We start from the raw sequence: 26,830 nt of genomic DNA, 5'->3' as shown, positions 1-26,830 counted from the left end.
GTCCGGGCTTGGACGCGGTTCCAGGAAATAGCTCCACCATATAGACCGTACCCGAAACCGACACAGGTGGTCAGGTAGAGTATACCAAGGCGCTTGAGAGAACTGCGTTGAAGGAACTCGGCAAATTGCACGCGTAACTTCGGAAGAAGCGTGACCCTTTTGTACGCAAGTATGATGGGGTGGCACAGACCAGGGGGTAGCGACTGTTTATCAAAAACACAGGGCTCTGCGAAGTCGCAAGACGACGTATAGGGTCTGACGCCTGCCCGGTGCTGGAAGGTTAAGAGGAGGGGTGCAAGCTCTGAATCGAAGCCCCAGTAAACGGCGGCCGTAACTATAACGGTCCTAAGGTAGCGAAATTCCTTGTCGGGTAAGTTCCGACCTGCACGAATGGCGTAACGACTTCCCCGCTGTCTCCAACGCAGACTCAGTGAAATTGAATTCCCCGTGAAGATGCGGGGTTCCTGCGGTCAGACGGAAAGACCCCGTGCACCTTTACTATAGCTTTACACTGGCATTCGTGTCGGCATGTGTAGGATAGGTGGTAGGCTTTGAAGCAGGGACGCCAGTTCCTGTGGAGCCGTCCTTGAAATACCACCCTTATCGTCATGGATGTCTAACCGCGGTCCGTCATCCGGATCCGGGACAGTGTATGGTGGGTAGTTTGACTGGGGCGGTCGCCTCCGAAAGAGTAACGGAGGCGCGCGATGGTGGGCTCAGAGCGGTCGGAAATCGCTCGTCGAGTGCAATGGCATAAGCCCGCCTGACTGCGAGACTGACAAGTCGAGCAGAGACGAAAGTCGGTCATAGTGATCCGGTGGTCCCGCGTGGAAGGGCCATCGCTCAACGGATAAAAGGTACGCCGGGGATAACAGGCTGATGACCCCCAAGAGTCCATATCGACGGGGTTGTTTGGCACCTCGATGTCGGCTCATCGCATCCTGGGGCTGGAGCAGGTCCCAAGGGTTTGGCTGTTCGCCAATTAAAGCGGTACGTGAGCTGGGTTCAGAACGTCGTGAGACAGTTCGGTCCCTATCTGCCGTGGGTGTAGGAATATTGACAGGATCTGTCCCTAGTACGAGAGGACCGGGATGGACATATCTCTGGTGGACCTGTTGTCCTGCCAAGGGCATAGCAGGGTAGCTATATATGGAAGGGATAACCGCTGAAGGCATCTAAGCGGGAAACCCACCTGAAAACGAGTATTCCCTTGAGAACCGTGGAAGACGACCACGTTGATAGGCCGGGTGTGGAAGTGCGGCAACGCATGAAGCTTACCGGTACTAATCGTTCGATCGGCTTGATCGTTCCCATTGCTCATGCTCATCAAACGAAAGTTCGATGATGCTATCTTCTGTCCTGACGCGCGAAAGCGCTGCGGACGGCGCCCCGGACAACCGGCGGCTCGGCTCTGCCGGCTGCTGCAAATATCCGGATAAGTCGCAAGACGTGTTCAAAAAAACGAAGCAATCGCTTCACCAGCTTCTCGAAATCAGTTTGCGCCTCCGGGCGCAAATCTTGCGCTTTGCCGACCTGGTGGTTCTGGCGGGGTGGCTGCACCCGTTCCCATTCCGAACACGGCCGTGAAACGCCCCAGCGCCGATGGTACTTCGTCTCAAGACGCGGGAGAGTAGGTCGCTGCCAGGTCTGCTAAACGCAAGATAAACACAAACATCTTCTCTCACAAACTCGGCCCAGCCGAAACAAAGGGCCGCAACAAGCGGCCCTTATGCTTAAAACCATAACGCGGGGTGGAGCAGCCCGGTAGCTCGTCAGGCTCATAACCTGAAGGCCGCAGGTTCAAATCCTGCCCCCGCAACCAAACACGCAAGGCCCGCATTCGCGGGCCTTTGCTTTTCATCCCCCGCAATACCCATGCCTCCGGATGCCGTCGCACTTTTGCGGCGGTCCATGGCGCGGCGGCTTTCCCTGTGGTCGGTGCTGGCTCCACTGAGCGTTGAGTAGTGGCTGACAAGTGCCGGCGAAACCCGGTTCCGGAAATCCCGTGGCGGCGCATGATGCAGAGAGGGCTGACGAGCTCGTCGCGAAATTCGTCCGACTTCAATGACATCCCCGTGATATAGTTTGCACGCCGCATGAACCACGGGAGGGGTGAATGCGTACTGTTCTCTCGGCCCTTGCTATGGAAACATTGCTGCTAACTTCCGCGGCCGCGACCGAGCCCATGGTCTTTCACAGGGCGCACTTTCCCGACCACACCGTCGTCAGCCTAAGTCTCGTTGGAAACCGAGCCGCGGCAAGCGTGAAGTATGACTTCGATGTGTTCATTTCGCTCTCTCAAACGCGCACCGAAGGAGAGGGGGCTTACAGCGATCCCGGCAAACACAAGGCGTCCATCCGATGCAGTCCTCCGGCGGCGGTCTCGGTGAGGGGCGTCGATTACCCGATACCCACACCGGAAGGCGGCATGATCGACTGGAAGGATGATCTGTGGAGTGCCGTCTGTACGCGCCCGTTGTCGTAGTCAATGCACCACGCATTCGAGCAAAACGTCGATCTGGAGCTCTCGCCAGCGACTGAGCGGAGCAGGACGCAGTGGGCGGTACCCGCGTCCTGCTACAGGGATTACTTGACCTCGGTCACGGTCAGCTTGCCGTCGACGCGCTCGGCGACGAACTCGATATTCGCGCCTTCCTTCAGCTTCTCCAGGAGAGCGTCGTCCCTGACGCGGAACACCATCGTCATAGCGGGCATGTCCAGGCTCTTCAGTTCCTCGTGGATCAGCGTGACCTTCTTTGCCTTGAGATCGACCTTCTTGACAGTGGCTTTGGTGAACTCGGCAGCGAGAGCTCCGTAGGCCGTTCCGAGGGCGAGCGCAGAGGCGAGCGTGAGCTTTACGAGCGTTTTCATGTTGAACTCCTTTCGATGATCACTTCTTGGCAACGGTGACGTCGCCGTACATGCCTGCGTCGTAGTGGCCGGGCACGAGGCAGGCGATCTTGAACGTGCCGTCGTTGGTGAATTTCCAGACGATCTCGCCGGACTCTCCTGCCGCGAGGCGGATCGCGTTCGGATCGTCGTGTTCCATCTCCGGGAACTTCTCCATCACCGCCTTGTGCTCCATGATCTTGTCTTGCTGATCGAGCACGAACTCGTGGTCGAGTTCGCCCGCGTTCTTGATCGCGAAGCGGACGGTCTGGCCCTTGCGGACCTTGAAGGTCGACGGCGTGAAGATCATCTTGCCGTCTGCCGTCTCCTTCATGGTGACGCGGATCGTCTGGGTGGCGTCGGCTTTCTTGCCGGGTTCGCCGACGGCCATGGCCTCGTCATGGCCGCCTGCATGATTGCCACCAGCGAACGCCGGAGTGGCGAGCGCGGCGACGAGAAGTCCGAAGATTTGAGCCTTCATTGTGTGGTCCTTAGGTTGGTTGAACATCGGCATGCAGGATCAGCCGTGGTTTGAGTGCTTCGGCGTGATCTGGGTCTTTGCGTCCTTCGCCTTGGTCCAGTCGGGAAGTTCGCCCGTCCACTCCCAGGCTTGCGTTCCGGCCGGGTTTTCGTACCAGCCGGGGTCGGCGTAATCGCCGGCCGAAATGCCCTCGCGCACCTTGACGACCGAGAACATGCCGCCCATCTCGATGGGGCCGTGCGGACCCCAGCCGGTCATCATCGGGATGGTGTTTTCGGGGATTTCCATCTCCATCTCGCCCATGTCGGCCATGCCCTTGGTGCCCATCGGCATGTATTCCGGCTGGAGCTTCTTGATCTTCTCGGCGACCTTCTTCTTGTCGACGCCGATGAAGGTCGGGATGTCGTGCCCCATGGCGTTCATCGTGTGGTGCGACTTGTGGCAATGGATCGCCCAGTCGCCGACGTATTTGGCGTCGAACTCGTAGGCCCGCATCGCGCCCACGGGGATGTCGATGCTGACTTCAGGCCAGCGCGCTTCCGGCCGCACCCAGCCGCCGTCGGTGCAGGTGACCTCGAAATCGTAGCCGTGCATGTGGATCGGGTGGTTGGTCATGGTCAGATTGCCCACCCGCACGCGCACCCGGTCGTTCTTGGACACGACGAGCGGGCTGATGTCCGGGAACACCCGGCTGTTCCAGCACCACATGTTGAAGTCGGTCATCTCCATGACCTTCGGCACGTAGGAGCCGGGGTCGATGTCGTAGGCGTTGAGCAGGAAGACAAAGTCGCGGTCGACGGGCATGAACGTCGGGTCCTTGGGATGGACGACGAAGAAGCCCATCATGCCCATCGCCATCTGCACCATCTCGTCGGAATGCGGGTGGTACATGAAGGTGCCCGACTTCACGAGGTCGAACTCGTAGACGAAGGTCTTGCCGACCGGGATATGCGGCTGCGTCAGGCCGCCGACGCCGTCCATGCCGGAGGGCAGGATCATGCCGTGCCAGTGGATCGTCGTATGCTCCGGCAGCTTGTTGGTGACGAAGATGCGCACCCGGTCGCCTTCGACCGCTTCGATGGTCGGGCCCGGCGACTGGCCGTTATAGCCCCAGAGATAGGCGGTCATGCCCTCTGCCATTTCCCGCTCGACCGGTTCGGCGACGAGGTGGAATTCCTTGACGCCGTTGTTCATCCGGTAGGGCAGTGTCCAGCCGTTGAGGGTTACGACAGGGTTGTAGTCCGGACCGGACGTCGGCTTTACCGGCGGCTGGGTCTCCGCCGTCTCCATCACGGCGGCCTCCGGCAGGCCCATGTTGGAGGTCTTCGCCCAGGCGGCGGTCGACACTAGTGCGGCGCTCGCGCCGAGCAATTGTCTTCTGTTGAACATGGTCTGTTCCTTTCTTAGTGTCCGCCACCGCCGCTTTCGGCCGTCGCCGCGACTTCCGTCTCGCCGGCAGCCGCGCCCGCGCCGCCGCCGTAGATCGCGGGAGCGAGGTTTGCCTCGGCCAGCCAGAAGTCGCGCTTGGCGTTGACCGCAAGCAGGATCGAATTGACCTTGTCGCGCGTGTCGGCGAGCAGCTCGAATGTGTTGGTGATCATCGCGTTGTAGGTGAGGAGGGACTCCTCCTCGATCTTGGTGCGCAGCGGCACGACGTTGTTGCGGTAATGCCGGGCGATGTCGTAATTGGCGCGATAGGCCTGATAGGCGGAGCGTGCTTCCGAGCGGACGTTGACGGCTTTTTCCGCAAGCAGGTTTGCCGCCCGCATATAGGCGAGCTCCGCCTTGCGCATGCGCGCCTTGCCGCTGTCGAAGATCGGAATGACGAACTCCAGCTCGGCCTGGCCGGTCGTCTCGGTCTCGACCTCGCTGTCCTCCTTCTCGCGTTCGGTCTCGAAGCCGGTCAGGAGTTCGAGGTCGGTGACGTAGCGGGTCGCTTCGGTGAGCTTGTAGGATTTGGCCGTCGCCTCGAGATCGAGCTTCGCCATCTGCAGGTCGACGCGGCGCTGCAGAGCTTCCGCCTCGATGAGGTCGAGCTTCATCAGACCCTTGGGCAGCGGCGGCAAACGGTTCGGGACCTGGTAGTCGCTATCCGAGCCCCAGAGGCCCATCAGCCGCGTCAATTGCTCCTTGGCGAGGCGAGCCTCCAGCCGCGCCTTGGCCGCCTGTCCCGCCAGTTCGGCGTAGAAGACGTGCTCGCGAGCCTGGGAGCCCTTGGTCATCGCTCCAGTCTCGCCAAGCTTCTGCGCGAGTTCGGAGGCGGCGTCTGCCGCGGCCTGCGCCTGGTTGAGCTGGGCCACCGTTTCCCAGGCTGCGACCGCATTGATCCAGGCACGTCGCGTGTCGGCGGCGAGCTGCAGCGTGCGTAGTGCCGCATTCAACTGCGCCTGCCGGAACCGGGTATCGGCGATGGCAATGTCCCGTTGTCGCGTGGCAAGCGCCAGGATATTGGAGGCGATTATGCCCTCGACGGATCTGAAGGCCTCGATCCCCGGCGCGCCGATGCCGTTGAAGCCAATTGCGACGGTCGGATTGACGAACATCGTCGACTGCCAGGCGTCGGCGGCGGAATCGCCGAGATCGGCATAGGCGGCCTGCAGCCCCTTGTTGTTGAGCAGCGCGATCTGAACCGCCGTCTCGACGTCGATGGTCTTCTTCGCGATCAGCGTCTTCACCCGGTCCGACACGACGCGAGCCTGCTGCTGGTTCTGCACCCAGACCGTCTGCTTGCCCGTGGCCTCAGCCGTCTTCGCCTCGACGGAGGAGAACCCGGCATTCTTCGCCGCATACTCGGTGGCCGAGACACAGCCGCCGAGCACCAGTGGCAGAGCAAGCGTCGCGGCAAGTCTGGCGTTCATCATGACGCGCCTCCTTCCGGAGTCTGTGCGTCGTTCTGGTTACGCCACGGCTTGGGATCGACCGGGACGCGATGGGTGTAGCCCGAGACCGGGCTCGTATATCTGAGGGGGCGGACTTCGGCCTGCGAGGCGGCGAGGTCGCCCGAAGCAATGACATCGGGAGGCAATGTGGCAGCGCATCCGCTGGCAAATAGCGGCAGTGCGGCCACGATAAACAAAGGTCTCATGGTTATGTCCGAATAGGAATTGCAGCGGCGCTTGCGAGCAAACCACGCTCACGAACGCACGGATTCGACCCGCGAAAGCGGATATGTCCTACTCAGATATTCGGGGGGCGATGCAGCGGCGGGAATTCGCCCATCGTTCGGGCATCATCGACGAACTCGCGGATGGAAGCGACACGGGGGCCGCCGACCGTGTCGGCGTCGGTGATGATGGCCATGCTGACGCAGAAGCCCTTGCAGCAGTCGGTCTTCACCAGCTTCTGAGAGTCTTCCGGGGAGATATGGTGATCGCCGTGCCCATGCTCGGCTGTCGCCGTTTCGTGGTGGTCATCGGGCTGAACAATGTTGGAATTCGCCCAGGCTCCATGCATCGCGGCGGAGGCGGTCGGCAACGAGTATCCCGCCAGCGACATGACAATCACCAAGCGAAGCAGAATCAGCATCTTTTGCAATGTGATTCGAGGCATACCCATACCCGAGGACTAACATCGGTCCCGAAGTTGTCAATTGCCAGCTTCCAACCTCAACGCGATTCGCGTCTATTATGTGGCACCGCAGCGAACGGCCTTGCCGTCGATCCGATGCCGAACACGGGTGTAATGGTTCCAACGATGGTAAGGTCAAGCGAGAAAATGGCCGGGAGCAGAAAGCAGCATCATCATCATTCGCCGTCCCTGTCCGCCAAGTCGCAAGAGGTTAGATGACGAGCCTGACTGCGTACATCGGCCTTTTCCTGGTCGCACTCGGCGCGGCGACCGTCCTGCCTTTCCAGTCCGAGCCGCTGCTCGTCGGACTGCTTGCGTCAGGCAAATTCTCGACGATCTGGCTGCTCGTCGGTGCCAGCCTCGGCAACGTGCTGGGGTCGGTCTGCAACTGGGTGCTCGGACGCTTCATCGATCGGTGTCACGACCGCTCATGGTTCCCGGTGAAGGCGTCCTCGTTGGAGAAGGCAGGCGGATGGTACCGTCGCTATGGCCGCTGGTCGTTGCTCCTCTCCTGGATGCCGATCTTCGGAGATGCACTGACCGTGCTTGCGGGCGTTTTGCGAGAGCCGTGGTGGTCCTTCCTGCTGCTGGTCACAATCGCCAAGACGGGCCGCTATCTTGTCCTCGCCGCAGCGACGCTCGGAACGCAGTCGGCACTTGGCCTTTGATTTGGCGGATCGTCCCGCAGCGCTTCATTCAGCCGGAGCTATCCAGCCTCGCTTTAATCGAGTTCATCTGCTCGATTTCCTTGCGCTGCCCTTCTGAGATTTGCTTGCATAGATTCACCAGTTCCGCGTCCGTGAGCGTCGCTTCGCGGCACATCAGAATAGCTCCGGAATGATGCGGAATCATCGAGGCGATGAACTGATCGTCGCCGATCCGGGCCTGGATGCGGGTTCCCGCAAACGCCACGACGAAGAGGGCGGCCAGACCGAGATAAAGGGATATGTTCAGACCCTTGTTCTTGTACATCCCGCCCATGGTCGCGAGCATGATGATTCCCATCGGAGCGACCATAGTCAAAGCCATGTAGAAGGTGTTGAGGTTGTTACGGAAATCGGCCCAGCCGTCGATCATCGAGAACATCACGAGATACATGACGATCAGACTGAGCGCCATGTTGATGGCGAACATCAGGTAATGGTGCTTCGTCGCATGCCGGTGCTGTGCCGGCTGTGTGTCTTGCTCTTTCATGGCGATCCTCCGCTTCACTGCCGTCTGCGACAGCGATAGGAACCGGGGGCTCGCACGTTCGTTCCCTCGAGGAGGCTTTTGCCGCTGCCTCTGCGACCCGATTCAGGTCAGCGATCAGCCATTTGCGCTACCAGATCAAATCCGTGCACTCCTCAACCTGAGAGAATTCGCGATCACACTGACCGAGGAGAGCGCCATGGCGGCCGCTGCGATGATCGGTGACAGCAAGAGTCCGAATGCGGGGTAGAGCACGCCAGCCGCAACCGGGACGCCAGCGGCGTTGTAGATGAAGGCGAAGAAAAGGTTCTGCCGGATGTTCCTCATCGTGGCGTGGCTGAGCTGCCGTGCCCGCACGATGCCCTGAAGATCACCCTTGAGCAGCGTCACGCCCGCACTCTCGATTGCCACGTCCGTCCCCGTTCCCATGGCGATGCCGACGTCGGCGGCGGCGAGGGCAGGGGCGTCGTTGACGCCGTCTCCCGCCATGGCGACGATGCGACCCTCGTTTCTCAGGCGACTGACGATGTCGCTCTTGTACTCCGGTAGGATTTCCGCCTCGACCTCCGTGATGCCGAGCTTGCGAGCAACCGCATTGGCTGTGGTCCTGTTGTCACCAGTAAGCATCACTACGCGAGCACCGTCCTTCATCAGCGCCTCGACGGCGGCGGGTGTTGTCGGCTTTATCGGATCGGAGATCGCGAACAAGCCGCCGACTCTGCCGTCCATGGCGACGAAGATGACGGTCGCTCCTTCGCCGCGCAGTGCTTCCGCCTTTTCGGTAAGCGGGGCTACGTCCACCTTCTCTTCGGACATGATTTGGTGGCTTCCGATAACGAGCCTGTGTCCCTTTACCGTGCCCGTGACGCCTTTGCCCACCGGGCTGTCGAAGTTCTCTGCCGTCCCGAGAGCCAGCCCGCGCTCATTGGCGGCCTCGACGATTGCTGCCGCGAGCGGATGCTCGCTCGCCCGCTCCAGCGTGGCGGTGAGCTGCAGGAGTTCGTCCTCGGCTATCCCGTTCGCGGCGACGACCGATGTGACCTTCGGTTTGCCCTCGGTCAGGGTCCCGGTCTTGTCGACCACAAGCGTGTTGACCTTTTCGAAGCGTTCGAGCGCCTCGGCGTTCTTGATCAGCACGCCGGCGCGAGCGCCCTGTCCGACGCCGACCATGATCGACATCGGCGTGGCGAGGCCCAGCGCGCACGGGCAGGCGATGATGAGCACGGCGACCGCGGCCACAAGGCCGTGGGTGAACCGCGGTTCCGGACCGATCCACATCCAAGTGGCGAAGGCGACGATGGCGATGAGGATGACAGCGGGCACGAACCAGCCGGAGACCTCATCGGCTAGCCGCTGGATCGGCGCACGCGAACGCTGGGCTTCCGCCACCATCTGTACGATCTGCGACAGCATGGTGTCACGGCCGACCTTCCCGGCCTCCATGACGAAGCCGCCCGTCTTGTTCATCGTGCCGCCGATCAGCTTCGCCCCGACCTCCTTGGTGACGGGCATCGACTCTCCGGTGATCATCGACTCGTCGACCGAGCTGCGGCCCTCGACGAGCGTCCCGTCGACCGGGACTTTCTCACCTGGCCGCACGCGCAGCCGATCGCCGACGGCAATGGCTTCGAGCGGCACGTCTTCGTCCGTTCCGTCATTCCGGATACGGCGGGCTGTCTTCGGGGCGAGATCCAAAAGCGCGCGGATCGCTCCGCCCGTCTGCTCGCGAGCACGCAGTTCCAGAACCTGCCCGAGCAGGACGAGCACGGTGATGACCGCTGCGGCCTCGAAATAGATTGGGACCGCTCCGTCGGCCGAACGGAACGTCGCCGGAAACAGTCCGGGCGCAACCGTCGCGATCACGCTGTAAACCCAGGCCACGCCCGTGCCCATCGCGATCAGGGTGAACATATTCAGGCGGCGAGTGACGAGGGAGCGCCATGCGCGTTCGAAGAAGGGAGCGCCCGCCCAGAGGACCACGGGGGTCGCGAAGACGAGCTGGAGCCAGTTCGACGTCTGGGGACCGAGCAGCATGTGCAGGTTGGTGAGGTGACCGCCCATTTCGAGCGCTAGCACGGGCAGTGTCAGGACGAGCCCGATCCAGAACCTCCGCCGCATGTCGACGAGTTCCGGACTTGGACCGGTTTCGGCGGTGATGACTTCGGGTTCGAGGGCCATACCGCAGATCGGGCAGTTGCCCGGGCCGGTCTGCCGCACCTGTGGATGCATCGGGCAGGTGTAGATCACACCGTCACTTCCTTCAGTGCGCGACTCCCGGACGTGCGCAGTGGCGTTGTCGCTCGCATGATGATGGTGATGGTGCTCGTGACCCGGAGGTTGATGTTTGTGCTCATCCATGGCGGACAGCTCCATGACGGGACTCGCTCATCAAGCAAAGATAGAGCCCCAAGCCTCAGAGCCAATGTCACGCCCCAAAACGGACAACATCTCCGACGATTGCGCTCGTGGTGGTCACATTGCGACAAGGTCAAAACGGTCACCTTGATCTTGGTCAACGCAGTCGGCCACTTACAGCGGCGCGCGTCTTCTCAGACGCGCAAAGGACGCTGTAGCGCTTCGAAATTGCCGGATGTTTTTGCCCTTAAATCGACTGCGATTTAAGGAACATGCAGTAGGAAAGGGTTGGTGAATGGGTTCGAAGACCGTGAAGATGGTCGGTCTCATTCTGGTGGCGAGCGCAGCCGCAGCGCTCTCCGCGACGGCGGCAGAGAACCTGCAATCGAGAAGCGTCGCCCAAAGACAGCAGGACATGAAGGCAATGGCGGCGGCCGCGAAGACCATCAATGCGATGTTCAAGGGATCGTCGGCCTATGATGCGAAGGCGTTCAAGGCCGCCGCTGAAACGATCCGGTCTCGTTCGGGGGAACGCCTGTCGTCTCTTTTCGACGGTTCCGTCACCGCGCCGGGTTCGACGGCCAGCGCCGGCATCGAAGCCGAACGCGACCAGTTCCAAAAGCTCGCCGCCGACCTTGGCGTCTATGCTTCCGCAATTTCAGCGGCGGCAGACCGCAACCCGGATGTCTTGAGTCCTCGGATGCGCATGCAAGCCGGCGATGCGATGATAGGCGGGCCTCTCGCCAGGAAGGCGGACGCGGTACGGGATATCGCGTCGATGCCCGCCGAGCACGCCTTTCACCTTATGCTTCAGACCTGTACCTCCTGCCACGCCAAGTTTCGCATCAAGGACGAGTAGCCAAGTTGTGCTGAGCTACAGCCGATTGCCGAGCTGGCTCTGCTGTTTGCGCCAGCCGTAGCGCGTCAATCCGCGCGGCTTGTAGATTGAAAGCACCGTTGTCGTGATCAGTACGACTATGCCGCCGGCGGCGTGGACCACGAGTGAGCGCCTCAGACCGATGAGATCGGCTTCCGACAGACCTTTCGCGGCCGCCGCCGCGACATGGCTTATAAGGTCCATCTGCAGCAGCAGCACCACAGCGGTCAAGACCGTCAGCAGAAGCTTCGCAAGCACCCAGTAGTGGCGGAAAAGGCCCCAGACAGTTCCGAGCGCCTGGACCAGTCCTGTGATGAGCGACGCGAAAACCAGCGGAACTATGACGAGCCGCGCAACGGCCTCCATCGCGACATAGAGGCTTCGCGTCGTCTGGACATCCGCGCTGCCAAGGCCGACGATCCCGAGCGCAAGGAAGCACGCCACCGCGCCGAGCGAACTGACCGAGGAGATGACGTGCACGACGAGGGTGAACTTGCGAAGGTCTGTAGCCATCGTCACGGGCGGTCACCTGCTGGCGGCATTTCGCTGTCAGGCGACATGTGGCGGCCTGGACCGTGGGGACCACCAATATCGAAGACGACAATCATCGCCACCAGCAATATCAGCACAGCGGCAACGATCCCAGAGATTTTCACCCAGCGCGGCATGCCGGGATAATCGTTTCCGCTTGACACGTCCTTGTCTCCGACGTCTCCCGCTCGCAAACGGGGTTCGGCATTCGAAATGACCACGGTGCGTGACACAAGTCAGGTGCACCGTCGTGAACCGCAGGAATTGACGCCTCACAAAGCGGCCACGCCAAATGGTGCCTTGATGCCAAGCTTCTTGCCATCCGCCGAGCCGGCGATCTCTTCAATGATCGGGCATTCCGGGCGGTCATCGCCGTGGCAGTGGCTGGCGAGATGCTTCAGCGTCTCCGCCATTTCCTGAATTGCCGCGATCTTGCGCTCCAGTTCGGCAATGTGCTCCAGAGCCACCGCCTTGACGTCCGCGCTGGTTCTGGACCGATCCCGCCAGAGGGTGAGCAGATCCTTGATCTGTTCGACTGAGAAGCCGAGATCGCGGGCGCGGCGAACAAACCGAAGCGTGTGGATGTCGTTGTCACTGTAGACACGGTAACTGGAGGCGGTCCGAAGGGCAGGGCGGATCAGACCGATCTGCTCATAGTAGCGGATCATTTTCGAGGAGATGCCGCTAGCCTTGGAAGCTTGACCTATATTCATGTGTTACTCCTTCTACAGCGCCCTTTGTGCGTCTGAAAAGACGCACCGCGCTGTAGTACACTCAGGCGGGATTGATCGACCGCAGCCGCAGAGCGTTGCCGAGAACGAAGACGCTCGACATCGCCATCGCCGCCGCCGCCAGGATCGGCGAGAGCAGGGTTCCGTCCAGCGGGTAGAGCACGCCTGCGGCGACCGGAACCAGGCTGACATTGTAGGCGAACGCCCAGAAGAGGTTCTCCTTGATGTTGCGGATCGTAGCCTTGCTGAGGGCGATCGCCCTCGGGACACCGTTCAAGTCTCCGGACATCAGGACGACATCGGCGCTTTCGATGGCGATGTCGGTTCCCGTGCCGACGGCAATGCCGACGTCGGCCTCGGTGAGCGCCGGGGCGTCGTTGATACCGTCGCCAATGAAGGCAACCCTGCGGTCACCGTGCCGGAGCTTCCTGACCGCCTCGACCTTGCCGTCCGGCAGCACCTCGGCGACGACTTCGTTGATGCCGAGCTCTCTGGCTATCGCTTCGGCCGCGCGGCGATTGTCGCCGGTGATCATCGCCACCTTCAAGCCGAGGTCGTGCAGGGCTCTGACTGCCTGCGGCGTGGTTTCCTTGATCGGATCGGAGACGGCGATGATCGCCGCCAGCCGGCCGTCGATCGCCGCGTAGAGCGGGGATTTGCCGCCGTCGCCAAGCCGCTCGGCCTCTTCAGCGACGGCAGAAACGTCGATCCCGTGCTTGTGAAGCGCGCGATCCGCGCCTACGAGAACTTCCAGCCCATGGACAATCCCCCGAACACCGAAACCCGGAGTGGCTTCGAAGTCCGTCGCGGGGACCACTGCAACACCTCGGGACTTTGCCGCCGACACGATCGCTTCCGCGATCGGGTGTTCCGAAAGCGCTTCGAGGCTCGCAATAAAGGAGAGGACCTCGTTCGCATCGAACCCGTCGCTGACGATGACGTCTGTCAGCTCCGGGCGGCCTTTCGTCAGGGTGCCGGTCTTGTCGAGCGCGACGACATCGGCCTCCCGCAGGCTCTGCAGCGCCTCGCCCTTGCGGAAAAGGATGCCGAGTTCGGCTGCGCGCCCCGTGCCAACCATGATCGATGTCGGCGTTGCCAGGCCCATGGCGCAGGGGCAGGCGATAATCAGGACGGCAACCGCGTTCACCAGCGCGAATGAAAGCGCGGGCGAGGGGCCGAACGCGTACCAGGCGGCGAAGGTCACCGCCGCCGCGAGGATAACCGCGGGAACGAACCATCCTGTCACCTTGTCGACCAGCGCCTGGATCGGCAGCTTTGAGCCCTGCGCGGTTTCCACCATCTTGATGATCTGAGCGAGCAGCGTGTCGCTGCCGACCTTGGTCGCCTTGAAGGTGAAGGACCCGTTCTTGTTGATCGTGCCGCCGATGATCTCGTCTCCGGCGGCTTTTTGCACCGGCGCAGGCTCTCCGGTGATCATGGATTCATCGACGTAGGAACTGCCTTCGAGGACTGTGCCGTCGACCGGAATCTTCTCGCCCGGCCTGATCCGGATGATATCGCCGACGACAACGTCGCTGATCTGGATCTCGACGAACTCGCCGCCCTGAGAGACGAAAGCGGTTCTCGGCTGCAGGCCAATCAATCGCTGGATCGCTTGACTGGTGCGGCCCTTCGCACGTGCCTCGAGGTAACGGCCGAGCAGGATCAGGGTGACGATGACCGCTGCCGCCTCGTAGTACACGTTCGCCGTTCCGGAAGGCAGAATGCCCGGGGCGAAGGTCGCGACGACTGAGTAGCCCCAGGCGGCGGCCGTCCCGAGTACCACCAGCGAGTTCATGTCGGGCGTCTGGCGCAGAAGGTTCGGCACGCCCTTCTTGAAGAAGCGCAGCCCCGGTCCGAACAGGACCACGCTCGCCAGTGCGAACTGGATGTACAGGTTGTGGCGCATGCCGATGGTGTCCATGATCAGTTCGTGGACGCCCGGCAGGAAGTGAGAACCCATTTCGACCAGGAAAAGGGGCAGGGTCAGCAGCGCCGAGAATACCACCAGGATCTTGAGTCTGCGGACTTCCGCGGCGCGGTGATCTTCGGTGTCCTTGGCTGCTTCGGTGACGGCCGCCTTGCGGACCGCATATCCGGCATCTCGAACCGCAGCCTCGAGTGCCCCGGCATCAACCGCACCGGAAACCAGCCGAATGGTCGCCGTCTCCGTTGCGAGATTCACCGACGCATCCATGACCCCCGGAACGGCCTTCAAGGCCTTTTCCACACGAGAAACGCACGAGGCGCAGGTTATTCCTTCGACGTCAAGTTCCTGGATTTCGACCTTGGGCTCGTAGCCGGCATTCTCGATCGCGCGAAGAACAGCCTTCGTGTCCGGCATTCCGGTGAACTGAACGGTCGCCCGTTCGGTAGCCAGGTTGACGTTTGCCGAGGCGACGCCGGGCACTGCTGAAATAGCCTTCTCAACGCGTCGCACGCAGGAAGCACACGTCATGCCATCAATGCCGAAGTCGGCGGACATAGAAAGAGACGTCGATTTCTCAATCTGAGTTAATGCAGTCATCGAAGCGATCCCAATTACAACTGCAGTATCAGATAATCCTTCCAACAATGGTAAGGTCAAGGCTTATTGTGAAGAGTTTTCCGATGCGCCCGCCGCTGCCCTACAGGAGAGGGCAGGCAGGCCGCTCAGCCGCTGTGCGGATCGGAGCTGTCGGTCCAAGAAGCGCCCCTCGAGCCCTCAGGCGATGGTTCATCGGCGATCCCCAGTCCGCAATTCACGCCGAGACGCCGTGGGTCTCTACTGCATGTTTCCTTGAATCGTACCCGATTCAAGGACAAAAACATGCAACAATTCAAAGTGCTACAGCGTCCTTTGTGCGTCTGAAAAGACGCACGGCGCTGTAAGAGGGCCCAATAGTCCTCGCGGTGCATTCATGCGTCGGCAACGGTGTTAGGAAGAGGCGGAAATCAAAGCCATCCGGCGCCTGCCTTCGGCTCAATGCCCCGTAAGGACAAGTGTTTGCACCGGCAGGAGCAGCGCTTGGAGCCTGAGGATCATCGCGTGCACGAGCCCGACCGCATCCACCATGTGCAGGAACAGCCAGCGCGAGGTGCCTATGTCGGGCGACTGCAACTCATCGTGGTTGCTGGTGTAAGCATTGGCGATGCAACTGCTTCCCGGCGGTATGTCCGAGAACTCGCCCATAAACAGCGGTTCGAGAAATGTGGTCAGCGTTCCCGGTCTAGCCATTTGTTGCACGTCTGCGAGCTGATCGGTTGGGCGAATCTGCCCCGTTGCGATGACCTGCTGGACCTCGGTGACGACCATCGGGATGATGGTGAAGGGTTTGCCGATGCAGGTCGCCTCGGCGATCATTCCGGGTTTCATGACCTGGGCCTCGATCTGGCCGAAGCCGGCAATCAGCCCTATGCGGCGATCATCGGGCACGAGAATGCCGGCCGACCGGATTGCCGGATTGACGATGTCGCCGGGCCGCAAGGCGAATTGCTGAACCATGCCGGCCGTTCCGGCACGTATAATGGTCTTGTCGAGTTCCACCTGCGCTTGGGCGAGTGTCGCCTGGGCGCCTGCCTTCTGCGCCGGCAGCAGGGTCGAGATCTTTGTCTCCAGCGTCTGCTTGTTCGAAATGGCCGCATCGAGTGCACCCTTCCGGGCGTCCACGGTAACCTGGCGCCTTTCGATTTCGCGCTTTGCCACCACATTCGGATTGCGGCGATTGAGTTCAACCTGTGTGGCCAGTTCATCAAGCGCCTGCTGGTAGCCGCCTTCTGCCTGCGCGATCAGGCCGTCCGCCGACGCCAGTTCGGTCTTGGCGACAGCCGTCTCGGCATCGATTTCCGCGACCCGCCGTCGGGCCGTTTCAAGCGCCGCCTGCTGTTCCTTATTATCGAGGCGGAAGAGGGGAGCGCCGGCGGCGACCTTCTCGTTCGTGCCGACGAAGACCTCGGCCACCCGCCCATTTCTCTCAGGCAATATGGTGACCGTACGGAAGACCGCCGTGACGTTCTTTGTTGACGGATGATAGTAGAAAATCACGGTTATCAGCGACACCGTCAGGATCACACAGGCGGTGATCCCCATCTGAGCTCGAACCACATCGAATAAAGATTGATCTCTCGCCCGATCCGCTTTCCCTGAACGTAGCGTCGGAAGAGGAAATCCGGAAGGATGGTAAGCATCGAACAGATCAAGAACTCCAGCACGGCTCATCCCCTCCGCTCTGATAAGGTGTCGTTCGGCGAAGGCTCCGGTTCGAACGGTGCCCATTGGTGCTCGGGCTGCGCCGGATGAGGTTTTGACGGCGTGACGGGAGGTTCCGTCGCCGCGGTTTCGAAAGGCCGTTCGTCCCGATGGGCGATTTTTTGTAGCGAGTCGGCCATCGAACTCATGGGCGTCGAAAAGTCCGGAAATTCGATCAATGCCAGGAGCAGCGCGGCGATCCAGAAGAGGTGATTGTGCGTGAAGAGCGCAATCAGCGACAAAACAGCCACCAATTGCAACTGCACCTTGCTAGCACCATGCGCCATATGCTCCGGCAGGGCGTGCAGCCGTAGGTACAGGACACCGATCAGAAAGATCAGCAGCAGCACGAAAACGACCATGATGTTGAAGAGAATATCCGTGTCGCCCGGTGCGGTGATGAACACCGGTAGATGATCGGTCGCTGACGGATGCAACGTCTCTGGCATTTCCGCGATCCCCCAAAAATACTATTTAGCACAATCTGAGCTTCAGAGCATTACTTCAGAGCCACCGCTCAGTCGCCAGCGACGTCCCATTTGTCGTCGGGATCGAAACGATCGATGAACGGCACGATCGCCTCGGTGCTGGACCCAAGATCCCGTTCGTAGACGATACCCTGCTGGTTGACGACGAAGGTGTTGACGCCGGTCTCGGCATATTTGACCGGCCAGGCGATCAGGCCAAAGCCGGCAATCATGTTGCCGTTGATGACGTAGTCGTATCTACCGCCGGCGATGTTGTCGCCCTGCGACGTCAGGATGCGGAAGCGATAGCCGAAATAGCCCTCGCCGGCCTTCGCCTTCTCCAGCGCCGCCTCGCTGATGGCGTCGCCGACGGGGCTTGTCTCCTCACCTTGCCCAGCCGGCCAGTAGAGCCCATCGGTTTGGCCATCGCTGCTGATCAGCTTCTGGGCATATTCCAGCACGCCGTCCGCGTCGCGGTCCTTCGAGGCATAGTCCTTCTGCGCCTCGACATAGGCGCGCGCCGCCTCGATCGCTTCCAGCTCGTTCTCGCCGACGCGGCGGTTAACGATCTCCTCCAGGCCGACATAGGTGTCGAAGGCCCATTTGCCGTCCTCGCCCTTGGCGATCGGAAACGGCAGGGGCCAGAGGCGATCGCCGATTTCGAGGACCTTGCGCTCATGGAGATCGCGCATGACGACATTGCGGGCCGCGCCCTCGCGAATGAGCGCGAAGGTCTCCATCGCGCCTTCGTCCGTCTTGAGCTTTGCCGCGTCCAGACCCAGGAGCTTTGCCATTCCGTCGAAGTCATTGGCCGCAAGCGCCGACTTGAAGGCCTCCACCGCCTTGGCCGGATCGTCAAAGGCCGGCGGATCGTCCGCCGCGACATAGTCAATGATGCTTCCCGCCTCTTGCGCCTGTGCGAGACCAATAGGCATCGGGGCAAAGACGGTGGCGAAGGAGATCGCCGACCCCAGAAGAAGAATGTGAACGCGCTTGCTCATCGTCGTGCTCCCTACTGCATGTCTCCTTAAATCGACCTCGATCTAAGGAGAGAGACATGCAGCAATTCAAAGTGCTACAGCGACCTTTGCGCGTCTGAAGAGACGCGCGGCGATGTAACGCCCGCTCAGCGTCCGCGGCCGCCGCCGCGCTTGATCGCCTTATGCCCTCCGCCCCCGCGCTGGCCTCCGCCCATGCTGTGACCGCCGCGGCGTGACGATGCCACCTCGCGCCGCCCGGAATTGACGTTGCCAAGACCCGAGGGCTTCTTCGGCCGGTTCTCGGCCTTGGCCGCCATCTTCGGCCTGCCGGCAGGCCGGTCGACTTGCGCGGGTCTTTTATCCTTCGGACGGTTGATGCTCGGCTTGGGGACGTCCGGCCTCGCTTTCGCCGCCGCTTGCCTGCCGCCAGGGCTCGCCGCCGGCCGCCGCTCCGCCTTCAGCCCCTCGAGCGTGCTCTTGCGCACGTCCTTGAGCTGGCCGCCGCCACTGCCCGGGCGCGCCACGGGCCGGTCGCGCTGGAGTTCCGCGGCGCGGTTGCGGATGTTGTTGCCGCCATTGGCCTTGATGTTGTTCTCTATGTTCGTCCGGTCGAACTTGCTCAACTGGTCTCGATCGAGCGTGATCTTGCTTCGGTCGACATTCCTCCAGTCGATGTCGTTCCACTTGACCTTGCCGGTGAAGTCGATGTCGTTGAAGCACTTGTTGCAGTCGATATTGATGTCGCCATTCCAGCGACCGCCCCAGACGCCCCAATCGTCCCAGTCGACGATGGCGGCCCAGGCAAAACCGGTCACGGCGCCGGCGAAGAAGGTTGCGGCCGGATAATAGTAGGCGGGGTAGGGATCGCGATAATAGGCGATCGGCACCGGCGCGTAATCCGGCTCGTAGAGCATCTCCGGCGGATATTGCGGCACGTAGATCTTTTCGGTGTTCGCTGGCTGGATGACGATGTTGTCGCCCTCTTCAACCACCGTCACCTTGTCGTCCGTCTTGATGACACCCTTGGCGACCGCCTCATTTCGCAATTGCTGAATCGCGATCAGCACATCCTTCTGCTGATAGGCGATCGCTTGGCCGAGGCTCTGCGTCCATTCGAGGTCGTCGCTCATCATCTTGACGATCTCAGGATAGTTGAGCAGCGAGACGATGCTCCCGTCCCAGTCCGCTTTCGGTTTCAGCTCGGAGTTCTTCGCCCGGGCCTCGAGAAAGCGCTCCGCCTCGACGATCTGCAAGGGAAAGAGCGAGGCGGAGGATATCAGCGCCACCAGCTCATCGGGATAAAGCGCGATCCGCGCCACCAGTACTTCAAGCTCGTCCTCGGTAAGCGGTTCCGGGGCGGCCTGCTCCTGCGGGGCGAGGGCAGACGCGGTCGCCTGCGCGAGCGCCCCGGGTGCGTGGATTGACAGCATCAATATGCTGCCAATTGCAATCATCGCTGTCCTGATCATCTGTTTACTCCCTGGCGCCGGTTCGCTCTCGACCTCCCGGAGCGAACCGGCCACGTCTCTAGTTCCAGCGGTAACTCCTACTTCACCAGTTCGATCTCGCTCGGCCACCAGTCCTTTGTGAATCTCGTGGATCAAAGACTTAGCTACTTCGCGGTTCGAGACGAACTCCGGGAATATGATCGTGCACGCGCATTCTCGGCCTCAGGGCTTGGGCGTGTACCAGATCGGTGACGTGTAGGCGCGCTCCTGCAGGGTCATGGTGGTGCCGCTGAGCGCCTTCACGCCGAAGCGCTTGGCGTCGTAGGCTGTCCAGCGCGGGGTCGGGATCTCGATGACGCGGCCGTAGTAGAAGGCGGATTGGCTGGCGTCGAAGTCGGGGTCCTGCCATACGGCGATCAACTCGGGCGCGCCGATCGTATTGGTCCATGTGGCGTTGGCGACATCCACGCTGTCGCCGACGGGCGGAAGCTTTCCGTCTGCGCCAGCCTTGCGGTCGCCAGACCAAGCGACGTCGTAGACCTTCTCCTGCAGCTTGCCGTCCTTGTCGAGCCAGCCCTTGACGATCTGGTAGCGATCGAGATTCGCCCCGATCGGATCCTTCAGCGCCGCGACGAGGAAGGTCGGCGCTCTACCCTCTGGTGCTTCGCCGAGATCTCCGCCCATCGGCACGCCCTTGGCGTAGCCGATGCCCGCCGGCATGCGGTTTTCCGCGTCCCCCGTTTCGAAATCCCAGCCGCCGAAGAAGCGCACGATCATCCGCGGGCCGGTCGTGGCGTAGGTTTCCTTGCGCTGCATGGCATCCCACAGCGATTCGCGGGTGTTTTCCTTGGCCCAGACGGCGGCATAGCCGGAAGCAGAGACTTCCCAATCCATCACCTTCACGCCGGTTTTCGGATTGTCGATGAAGGCTGCGGTCATGCGATGCGGGCTCGGTTCCTGCGGCACGGTCTTGCCGAAGAAATTGTCCTCCTCCAAGGCCGCGAGGGAATTATGCGCGTCGCTGCTGCCGACCAGGCCGAACTTGTAGGGGTTGGTGCCGAGTTCCTTCTCCAGTTTCAGGCCGTTCTTGTAGGCCGAGCGGAGGTATTCAAATTCGAGCATGTCCTTCGTCTTCGCAACGCTGCCATCGAGATTGCCCTTATCCCAGATCTCGAAATTGGCGAACTCGTCATTCGGCGACAGGAACGGGTGCGCCTCGCCGGTGCCCTTGGTCTGGGTCGCTTCATAGAGGCGCTCCCATTTCGCGCGCGTTTCGACATAGCCGCTATCGAGTTTCTTGCCGAAGGCCTCGACGGTGGGGAACATCAAACCATTGCTCAGATTGCCGTTATGCGCGATCGCGAGGACGTTGCCGCCGGTCTTTTGTTCGTAGGCTTCCATCCACTTCCAGAGGTCGACCGGATTATCGCTGCCGTAGGGCGGATAGACAGTGAAGGGTTCGACCTGGCTCGCCTTGTCGCCATTGTCGCGGAAGATGACATTGCGGTGCAGGTTGTTGCCGCCCGTATTCGACGTCCATTCGAAACCGATGAAAGCGGTGAAGTGCCCTGGGTCGTTGTGGTGCTCCGCCGCGGCAATCGTCTCCTGCCAGGCGCTGTGATAGGGGCGCGTCCCCGGGAAGTACATCAGATCCTTGGGGAACGTGCCGTGCGAAAAGGCGACGATGATTTGTATCGCGGCCTCGCCGCCCTTGCCGGATTGGATCATGTCATACCATTTGCGGCCGGTTGGATCGGCGACAAGGTCTGGCTTACCGGCGAACAGATCGGGGAAGAAGCCCATATTGTCGGAGTGATCGGCGACGACGAGAAAGTCGAGCGGGCGGGAGAGCTTCACCGGTTGGCCGGTGGAGGAAACAACCTCTTCGCCCTTTGCGAACCGATAGGCGTCCATCGGTCCGAGACGCGCACCAAAGGCGCCGGCGTCCATGGAAAAGGACGTGTGCAGATGCGTGTCGCCGAAGAACGGTCGCGTCGGAAAGTCGCGGCCGACATAGGGCGAGTAAGCCGGCGGGCGCTGGTGCGCGCGGTCGGCGGCGTCCTTGCCGAGCGTGCCGGCGTCCTGCGCCAATGCGGGCAGCACGAGACCGAATATCACCAGGCTGGTAAGCGCCGTACCTTGCAACAAAGCTTTCGTCATGATTTTCCCTCCTGAGCATCGATTTGTTTCAATGGTGTCCCGGACCGCAGGCGAGCGCGCCGCCGTTATCGGAAATCTTGAGTTGGGGTGGGCTACTTGCCTTGGCGGTTGCCGTCGCGGGCGCGGCGAAAACCGGCGACTTCGACGAGGCGGCCTTAACTGCGGTGACGGGAAGCGGGAGACGTCCGACCTGTTCATAGGCAAGCAGGAACTGCGCCTGTTGCGCCGCTGGTCCATAGAGGCGGATGAGGCCAATCTCGTGCGCCTTGCCGATCGTCAATCGTCCGCTCGCAATTTCGCCGATGACGGTCTCGCCGGATACGAGAACGACATCACCCGGTTCGGGGCCTGTCACGTGAACGCGCGTGCGCGGCCCGGCACCGCCCGGCTCAAAGCGCGCCCACAGCATCGGCTCGATGAGAACGACCGCGACCGACGGGCCGCGCATCCCGCCCGAGGTCGCACCCAGTCCTCGGCCAAGCCGCTCGAGCGATCGCACCGTCTTGCCGTATTTTGCGCCGAACAGATCCGGTGCTCCGGCCGCTGGGGCCGGCGGCGGCAACCGATGCGCGGCGATGGCGGCCGAGATCGAGCCGAGCACGTGCAGCGCGTCCGGATAGACCCAGTTCAACAGCCCCCGCGCCATCGTGACATCGTCATGGTAGCCGCAGGCAGAGCTAGCAGAGGGCGACAGCGTCGCGGCCGTAGCGAGCGACAGCAGGAATAGACGGGTCACGTATACGTGTCGGCGCATCGTCGACTCCTCTAGATCACGATGATTTTGGGTCGGATCGACCTAAAATCATGAACGTGATCGTTTCTAATAAGTCAGCGCGGGATGCGGGCGGAAAACCGCGAACACTTTTCCTCATCCCGCGCTAAAACATCGCCAGTCGTTGCATCGTCCAGAACATCGCAACCGAACCGATCGCATAGGCCGGAACGCGTTGGCCCCAAGTTGGAAGCGGCAGGGGGACACGACGTGCAACGGCTGCAAGCGCCAGCACCGCGGCCACGAAGAGAAGCTGACCGATCTCCACACCGAGATTGAAGAAAAGAAGCGCAAGCGGAATGTGGGTCGTAGGCAGGCCGGTTTCGCTGAGCGCGCCGGCAAAACCGAAGCCGTGCAGCAGACCGAAACCGAAGGCGACGAACCACGGCGCCTGCGCCGCTATGCCATGGTATCCTTGGTCCCGACGTATGATTTCGGCGGCAACGAAAACGATGGAAAGCGCGATCACCGCCTCCACGGGTGTCTGTGGCACATGCACAAGCCCGAGTGTCGCGAGCGCGAGCGTGATGGAATGGGCAATGGTGAAGGCGGTGATCGTCTTCACCAGCGGCCTAATGCCATGTGCCAACATGAGAAGCGCGAACACGAAGAGCAGGTGGTCAATGCCGAACAGGATGTGCTCGATCCCGAGCACCAGGTAGACCCCGGCGACTTTCATGGCGGACTCGGCTACCGGAATCGTTGTCGACGGCTCGCTTGGGGTCAGACGCTGCGTCCATGCGCTGCCATCCAGGTACTCTATGTGCGCCAGCACGTCGGTCATCGTTGCCTCGAGGCCAGCGATCGTCAGCATCTGCCCGCGTAGGGCAGGGGTGTTTAACGCCCAGGTCTCGATCGCCGCGCCTGGAACGATGTGGACTGTGGGCAGCGACGCTTTGCTATCACCGGAAAATACGGGCCTGAGGGCCAGCCTCATCTCGCCGCGCATCGGTACCTTCCACATCACGGCGAACTCGCCCGGCGCCTGTTCGCGCAATTCGAGATAGGCCGGCCGGACCTCGTGCGCGAAGGCTGCGGCGGCGGTGAGCAAGGGCATAAGCCAGCCAACGACAAGGGCAGCGCAGCAGATGACGGAAAGTCGCCTCATCGGACACCCACCATTGTCTGTGCCCAGCTGCTGATAAGTGGCTCGGCGCTCGGCTCTGCCACGATCTCGTATTTCTTCAGCAACTCCGCGAAGTAGCGCCGCTCGAAATTGCGCCGCTGCTCGTCACGCCATTGCGCAAGCACTTCGGCTTTCACTTCGGCGAAGGGCCTCACCGCTGCGGGAACCACTTCGGATACGCGAACGAGATGCTGCCCGTAGGCGGATTCGATCGGGCCCATCCATTCGCCCGCCGGCAGCGTGACGACCGCGCGGGCGAAGGCAGGGCCGAACTGTGCGGCGATGTCGCTTTCCTTGCCGGCCTCCAATCGCGCGGCAGCAAGCCACTGATCCCCTTGATCGATGAGTGCCGTTTCGTCGGGGCCGTCCGATGCGGCGAGCACGCGGCGCGCGTCGGCTGCCGCGTCGGGCCGTTTCGAGCCGCTGAAGAAGACGTGATCGAAAGACACACGCGCTTCCTGGCGGAACATGTCGGGATGGGCATCGTAGAACTGGCGCAGATCGTCTTCCTTCGGTTCGGCGATGCGTGCGGCGTCCTCGATCAGGAAGGTTAGCTTTTGTGCCAGTCTGCGCCGAATGACCGTATCGTCCTGGTCGAGGCCCAGGGCGCGGGCTTCTCGCGCCAGCAACTCTTCCTTTACCAACTCGGCGACGAGACCGCGCAGTTCGTCGTTGGAGGGCGTGCGGCGCCATTGACTGGACCAGGTCTCGGAGACCCAACGCAGATGTCCGTCACTGATCCTGATCTCCGGCCGGTCGCTTGCCGCAGTGTCGTCGTTCAGCCAGGCGTAGGCGGCAAAGAGGGCAAGGCCCCCGATGGCGAAATGGAAGAGAGGTTCCCTCAGCAGCTTCATGACACCATCCAGTTAGTACTTTGGCGATCGGGAGATCGGGAAGATGTTCGCTCGCTCCAGCGCCTCGGCAATCTCTTCGGCGAGGTCCTTGATGAGTTCCTCGTATTCGCGGCGTCGCGGCGTACGGAGGTTTTCCGGCAGCTGCTCGGCTGCTGCGAGAGCCTCCTCGGCGGCGGCTAGATCGTCGCACAGCCCGCGAAAGTTCTCGTCGCGTGCAAGCAGCGTCTCAATCTCAGGACCTCGCGCCGGAAACCAGCGCGTGGCCGATTGCAATCCGTTCCTCCCCACTGCGCCTTCCGACCGCGTACCCATTCTTCGAGAACCCCGGAACTATTGGCGGGAGATCATATTGCTTTGGATCAATGCAGGGATGTAATTTACGTGAGCAAACAGGAACAGGCGGCAGCCAACGAACCTGCGGCGACCCGGTGGGGGGCACTGCGGGGGGCTAGACGAAAGCCGCCACGAGCCGAAGCCGTCGCGGCCTGCATCCACGCCCATACAGATATCAACTCACCTTTTTCACAGGCGGTATCGTCCAAGAACCATCAATGATCGAGGGATTGCTCTCGTTGGGCCAGTAGAGGCGCATCATCAGGATGAATTTTTCCTTGGGCGCCGGCAGCCAATTCGATTCCTTGTCCGCTCCCGGTGAGTCGTGCTGGATCAACAGGTCGATCGAGCCGTCCGGATTTGCCTTGAGTGGCTCCCGTGCGCTGATCGAGTAACGATTGAGCGGATTATCGACAAAGAAGTAGTCCGCATCATACATGGTCAATGACCAGAAACCCGAAACGGGCGGCGTAAGCCCTTTCTTGAACGTCAGGACGTATTTCTCGGACCCGTTATATGCCCGCTTGATCACACCGCTGTCGGACTTCAGCGAGGTCGGGTAGATCGCATCCTGGGGTCGGTTTGCTCCGAGACCGATCGCGGTAACAAGGGCACGCTGGATATAGTTGGTGCCGTAGATACCGGTCTTCGTCGTGAAGCCCCAGCCATCAATTTCCTTCACGTCGCCGTCGCTGAATTTGAAATGCATCATGATGCGTGCGAAACCGAGCTGCGGCACGCGCTTCACGAACGCCGGATCGAACTTGGTCTTGTCGAAGTCCTGGCCAGGAACGATACCAAGTTCGGCGAGCTTGGCGACCATGGGCACATCCGCATCGGTCGGTGGATTTCTTTTCAGGAGCTCGGCGAAGAGGGTGAAGTACTCGATGGCGTCCATGTTGTTGACTTGCTCGCGAACGGCAGTCTTCATGTCGATCGCCGGATCGACCTTGCCCTTGGGTGGAGTCCAGTCCTTCCCCCATGCGCTTAAGGGGGAGAGCTTCACTTCATCCTGCAGCGTATGAACTTCGGCGTAGTCCTCCGGGGTGCCTGTGCAGTAAATGCGTCCAAGCAGCCAAACGATGCTCGTCGGAGACTTATATTGGATCACACCCTCCGGGAGCGTCCCCTCCCAACCTGGGCCGGTAACCACGAACGTCTGTGCGCCCGTGCCCGTGGTGCGTTTTCCGGGAACGTCGAACACTGTCGTCCAGCCATCCAGCATCGGAAACAGGGCATAGCGGTCTTTCATATCCGGCAGGCTGACCACCCAAGGCTCATCCCCCACGTCAAAGAACGCGGTGGTATAGAGGGTATCGGCATTGGGCGCCGTCACGTCCCGGAACTTGGCGTCCGGATACTGGCGCAACTTGATCAGATGCCCCATAGGGCCCCGGCTTCCCTTCGCCTCGGCGACATTGGTAATCACGCGCCTGGTCATTTCCATTGTCACCAGAGGATATGCATAAATATAGGCCTCGACAGCCAGCGCGAACTCATCGAGTCCTTCCGGCAAATCTGCTACCAACGCTTCTCCGGCCATCGCCGGCGTACCAAGAGACCCAGCCGCAAGCGCCCCAAGACCGGCCGCCGTCAAGTCACGACGCGTAATACACATTTTATCCCTCCAGCAAAAAATTGAGTTTCGACGCAGGCACTGAGTTCAGTCGATGTAAGCGACGAAATGACGCCCACCGATCGTTGGCAGGCCTTCCCAACCGGTTGCCGAGTGCCAACTTGCAAGCCACTCTCGGCACCACTGCTCTCCGATCGCCGCCCCATTTTCGAGTAGCCTTTGCAACCTGGAATAATTTGATTGGGATCATATTGCTTTAGATCA

The 26,830-nt window shown here is 61.3% G+C and carries 24 protein-coding genes, 1 tRNA gene, 2 rRNA genes and 1 pseudogene (1 of these 28 cut by a window edge); 6 read left to right on the top strand and 22 right to left on the bottom strand.

What is annotated here, in order from left to right; all coding sequences use genetic code 11:
* The 4 genes from M728_RS14385 to M728_RS14370 form a co-directional block, all read left to right on the top strand.
* A 23S ribosomal RNA gene (locus M728_RS14385) occupies positions 1 to 1,308 on the top strand; it begins 1,636 nt to the left of the window's first position.
* Between the two features lie 224 nt (positions 1,309 to 1,532).
* Positions 1,533 to 1,647 (top strand): 5S ribosomal RNA (gene rrf / locus M728_RS14380).
* 98 nt (positions 1,648 to 1,745) lie between these two features.
* Positions 1,746 to 1,822: transfer RNA gene (locus M728_RS14375), tRNA-Met, on the top strand.
* A gap of 294 nt (positions 1,823 to 2,116) precedes the next feature.
* Positions 2,117 to 2,485 carry a hypothetical protein gene (locus M728_RS14370; protein ID WP_026620610.1) on the top strand — a complete coding sequence of 123 codons (369 nt, stop codon included), beginning with the start codon at positions 2,117 to 2,119 and terminating at the stop codon, positions 2,483 to 2,485.
* A gap of 101 nt (positions 2,486 to 2,586) precedes the next feature.
* On the opposite strand, the gene M728_RS14365 is transcribed toward M728_RS14370, so the two are convergent.
* From M728_RS14365 to M728_RS14340, 6 genes are all read right to left on the bottom strand, one after another.
* Positions 2,587 to 2,871: a copper-binding protein gene (locus M728_RS14365; protein WP_026620611.1), complete on the bottom strand. Its 285-nt coding sequence runs from the start codon at positions 2,869 to 2,871 to the stop codon at positions 2,587 to 2,589.
* 19 nt (positions 2,872 to 2,890) lie between these two features.
* Positions 2,891 to 3,370: a plastocyanin/azurin family copper-binding protein gene (locus M728_RS14360; RefSeq protein WP_034883573.1), complete on the bottom strand. Its 480-nt coding sequence runs from the start codon at positions 3,368 to 3,370 to the stop codon at positions 2,891 to 2,893.
* Between the two features lie 39 nt (positions 3,371 to 3,409).
* The gene (locus tag M728_RS14355; protein ID WP_026620613.1) at positions 3,410 to 4,759 is read right to left on the bottom strand and encodes a multicopper oxidase family protein; all 1,350 of its coding nucleotides are present in this window, start codon (positions 4,757 to 4,759) and stop codon (positions 3,410 to 3,412) included.
* A 14-nt stretch (positions 4,760 to 4,773) separates the two neighbouring features.
* Positions 4,774 to 6,231 carry a TolC family protein gene (locus M728_RS14350; RefSeq protein ID WP_026620614.1) on the bottom strand — a complete coding sequence of 486 codons (1,458 nt, stop codon included), beginning with the start codon at positions 6,229 to 6,231 and terminating at the stop codon, positions 4,774 to 4,776.
* Positions 6,228 to 6,455 carry a hypothetical protein gene (locus M728_RS14345; protein WP_084044461.1) on the bottom strand — a complete coding sequence of 76 codons (228 nt, stop codon included), beginning with the start codon at positions 6,453 to 6,455 and terminating at the stop codon, positions 6,228 to 6,230. The genes M728_RS14350 and M728_RS14345 overlap by 4 nt, the downstream gene beginning before the upstream one ends.
* 92 nt (positions 6,456 to 6,547) lie before the next feature.
* Positions 6,548 to 6,925 carry a hypothetical protein gene (locus tag M728_RS14340; protein ID WP_026620615.1) on the bottom strand — a complete coding sequence of 126 codons (378 nt, stop codon included), beginning with the start codon at positions 6,923 to 6,925 and terminating at the stop codon, positions 6,548 to 6,550.
* A gap of 227 nt (positions 6,926 to 7,152) precedes the next feature.
* On the opposite strand from M728_RS14340, the gene M728_RS14335 reads away from it, so the two are divergent.
* Positions 7,153 to 7,605 carry a YqaA family protein gene (locus tag M728_RS14335; RefSeq protein ID WP_026620616.1) on the top strand — a complete coding sequence of 151 codons (453 nt, stop codon included), beginning with the start codon at positions 7,153 to 7,155 and terminating at the stop codon, positions 7,603 to 7,605.
* A gap of 28 nt (positions 7,606 to 7,633) precedes the next feature.
* Here M728_RS14335 and M728_RS14330 read toward each other — a convergent pair whose 3' ends face one another.
* Both M728_RS14330 and M728_RS14325 read right to left on the bottom strand, forming a co-directional pair.
* Positions 7,634 to 8,131: a DUF305 domain-containing protein gene (locus M728_RS14330; RefSeq protein WP_026620617.1), complete on the bottom strand. Its 498-nt coding sequence runs from the start codon at positions 8,129 to 8,131 to the stop codon at positions 7,634 to 7,636.
* Between the two features lie 135 nt (positions 8,132 to 8,266).
* Positions 8,267 to 10,486, bottom strand: coding sequence for a copper-translocating P-type ATPase (locus tag M728_RS14325; protein ID WP_256375581.1), 2,220 nt, complete (start codon positions 10,484 to 10,486; stop codon positions 8,267 to 8,269).
* A gap of 292 nt (positions 10,487 to 10,778) precedes the next feature.
* On the opposite strand from M728_RS14325, the gene M728_RS14320 reads away from it, so the two are divergent.
* The gene (locus M728_RS14320; protein WP_026620619.1) at positions 10,779 to 11,342 is read left to right on the top strand and encodes a cytochrome c; all 564 of its coding nucleotides are present in this window, start codon (positions 10,779 to 10,781) and stop codon (positions 11,340 to 11,342) included.
* A 15-nt stretch (positions 11,343 to 11,357) separates the two neighbouring features.
* Here the strand turns inward: M728_RS14320 and M728_RS14315 are convergent, their stop codons facing one another.
* From M728_RS14315 to M728_RS14250, 14 genes and pseudogenes are all read right to left on the bottom strand, one after another.
* On the bottom strand, positions 11,358 to 11,873 hold the full coding sequence (locus M728_RS14315; RefSeq protein ID WP_370906475.1) for a hypothetical protein: 516 nt from the start codon (positions 11,871 to 11,873) through the stop codon (positions 11,358 to 11,360).
* Positions 11,874 to 11,875: 2 nt separating this feature from the next.
* On the bottom strand, positions 11,876 to 12,055 hold the full coding sequence (locus M728_RS14310; protein WP_034883576.1) for a hypothetical protein: 180 nt from the start codon (positions 12,053 to 12,055) through the stop codon (positions 11,876 to 11,878).
* Between the two features lie 108 nt (positions 12,056 to 12,163).
* Complete coding sequence (gene cueR, locus M728_RS14305; protein ID WP_026620621.1) at positions 12,164 to 12,604, bottom strand: Cu(I)-responsive transcriptional regulator; 441 nt, start codon at positions 12,602 to 12,604, stop codon at positions 12,164 to 12,166.
* A gap of 61 nt (positions 12,605 to 12,665) precedes the next feature.
* On the bottom strand, positions 12,666 to 15,149 hold the full coding sequence (locus M728_RS14300; protein ID WP_026620622.1) for a heavy metal translocating P-type ATPase: 2,484 nt from the start codon (positions 15,147 to 15,149) through the stop codon (positions 12,666 to 12,668).
* Positions 15,150 to 15,584: 435 nt separating this feature from the next.
* A pseudogene (locus M728_RS14295) lies at positions 15,585 to 16,813 on the bottom strand (HlyD family secretion protein).
* A gap of 3 nt (positions 16,814 to 16,816) precedes the next feature.
* Positions 16,817 to 17,299 (bottom strand): hypothetical protein, encoded by a 483-nt coding sequence (locus M728_RS14290; RefSeq protein WP_026620623.1) that lies wholly within the window; start codon positions 17,297 to 17,299, stop codon positions 16,817 to 16,819.
* Positions 17,300 to 17,367: 68 nt separating this feature from the next.
* Positions 17,368 to 18,318, bottom strand: coding sequence for a DUF2950 domain-containing protein (locus M728_RS14285; protein WP_026620624.1), 951 nt, complete (start codon positions 18,316 to 18,318; stop codon positions 17,368 to 17,370).
* A gap of 125 nt (positions 18,319 to 18,443) precedes the next feature.
* Positions 18,444 to 19,766 (bottom strand): DUF3300 domain-containing protein, encoded by a 1,323-nt coding sequence (locus tag M728_RS14280; protein ID WP_026620625.1) that lies wholly within the window; start codon positions 19,764 to 19,766, stop codon positions 18,444 to 18,446.
* Positions 19,767 to 19,967: 201 nt separating this feature from the next.
* Positions 19,968 to 21,905, bottom strand: coding sequence for a DUF3604 domain-containing protein (locus M728_RS14275; protein ID WP_026620626.1), 1,938 nt, complete (start codon positions 21,903 to 21,905; stop codon positions 19,968 to 19,970).
* A gap of 28 nt (positions 21,906 to 21,933) precedes the next feature.
* The gene (locus M728_RS14270) at positions 21,934 to 22,659 is read right to left on the bottom strand and encodes a hypothetical protein (protein ID WP_051440889.1); all 726 of its coding nucleotides are present in this window, start codon (positions 22,657 to 22,659) and stop codon (positions 21,934 to 21,936) included.
* A gap of 124 nt (positions 22,660 to 22,783) precedes the next feature.
* Complete coding sequence (locus M728_RS14265; protein WP_026620627.1) at positions 22,784 to 23,785, bottom strand: HupE/UreJ family protein; 1,002 nt, start codon at positions 23,783 to 23,785, stop codon at positions 22,784 to 22,786.
* Entirely contained in the window at positions 23,782 to 24,657 is an 876-nt protein-coding gene (locus tag M728_RS14260) for a peptidyl-prolyl cis-trans isomerase (RefSeq protein ID WP_026620628.1), read from the bottom strand. The genes M728_RS14265 and M728_RS14260 overlap by 4 nt, the downstream gene beginning before the upstream one ends.
* Before the next feature lie 12 nt (positions 24,658 to 24,669).
* Complete coding sequence (locus M728_RS14255) at positions 24,670 to 24,930, bottom strand: hypothetical protein (RefSeq protein ID WP_026620629.1); 261 nt, start codon at positions 24,928 to 24,930, stop codon at positions 24,670 to 24,672.
* Between the two features lie 235 nt (positions 24,931 to 25,165).
* Positions 25,166 to 26,608: a DUF1254 domain-containing protein gene (locus M728_RS14250; RefSeq protein ID WP_026620630.1), complete on the bottom strand. Its 1,443-nt coding sequence runs from the start codon at positions 26,606 to 26,608 to the stop codon at positions 25,166 to 25,168.
* Between the last annotated feature and the right edge of the window lie 222 nt (positions 26,609 to 26,830).

This window comes from Ensifer sp. WSM1721, assembly GCF_000513895.2.
Classification (GTDB): domain Bacteria; phylum Pseudomonadota; class Alphaproteobacteria; order Rhizobiales; family Rhizobiaceae; genus Sinorhizobium.
The sequence above is the reverse complement of the archived record's forward strand: the minus strand, read 5'-3'. Positions and strand labels throughout refer to the sequence as shown.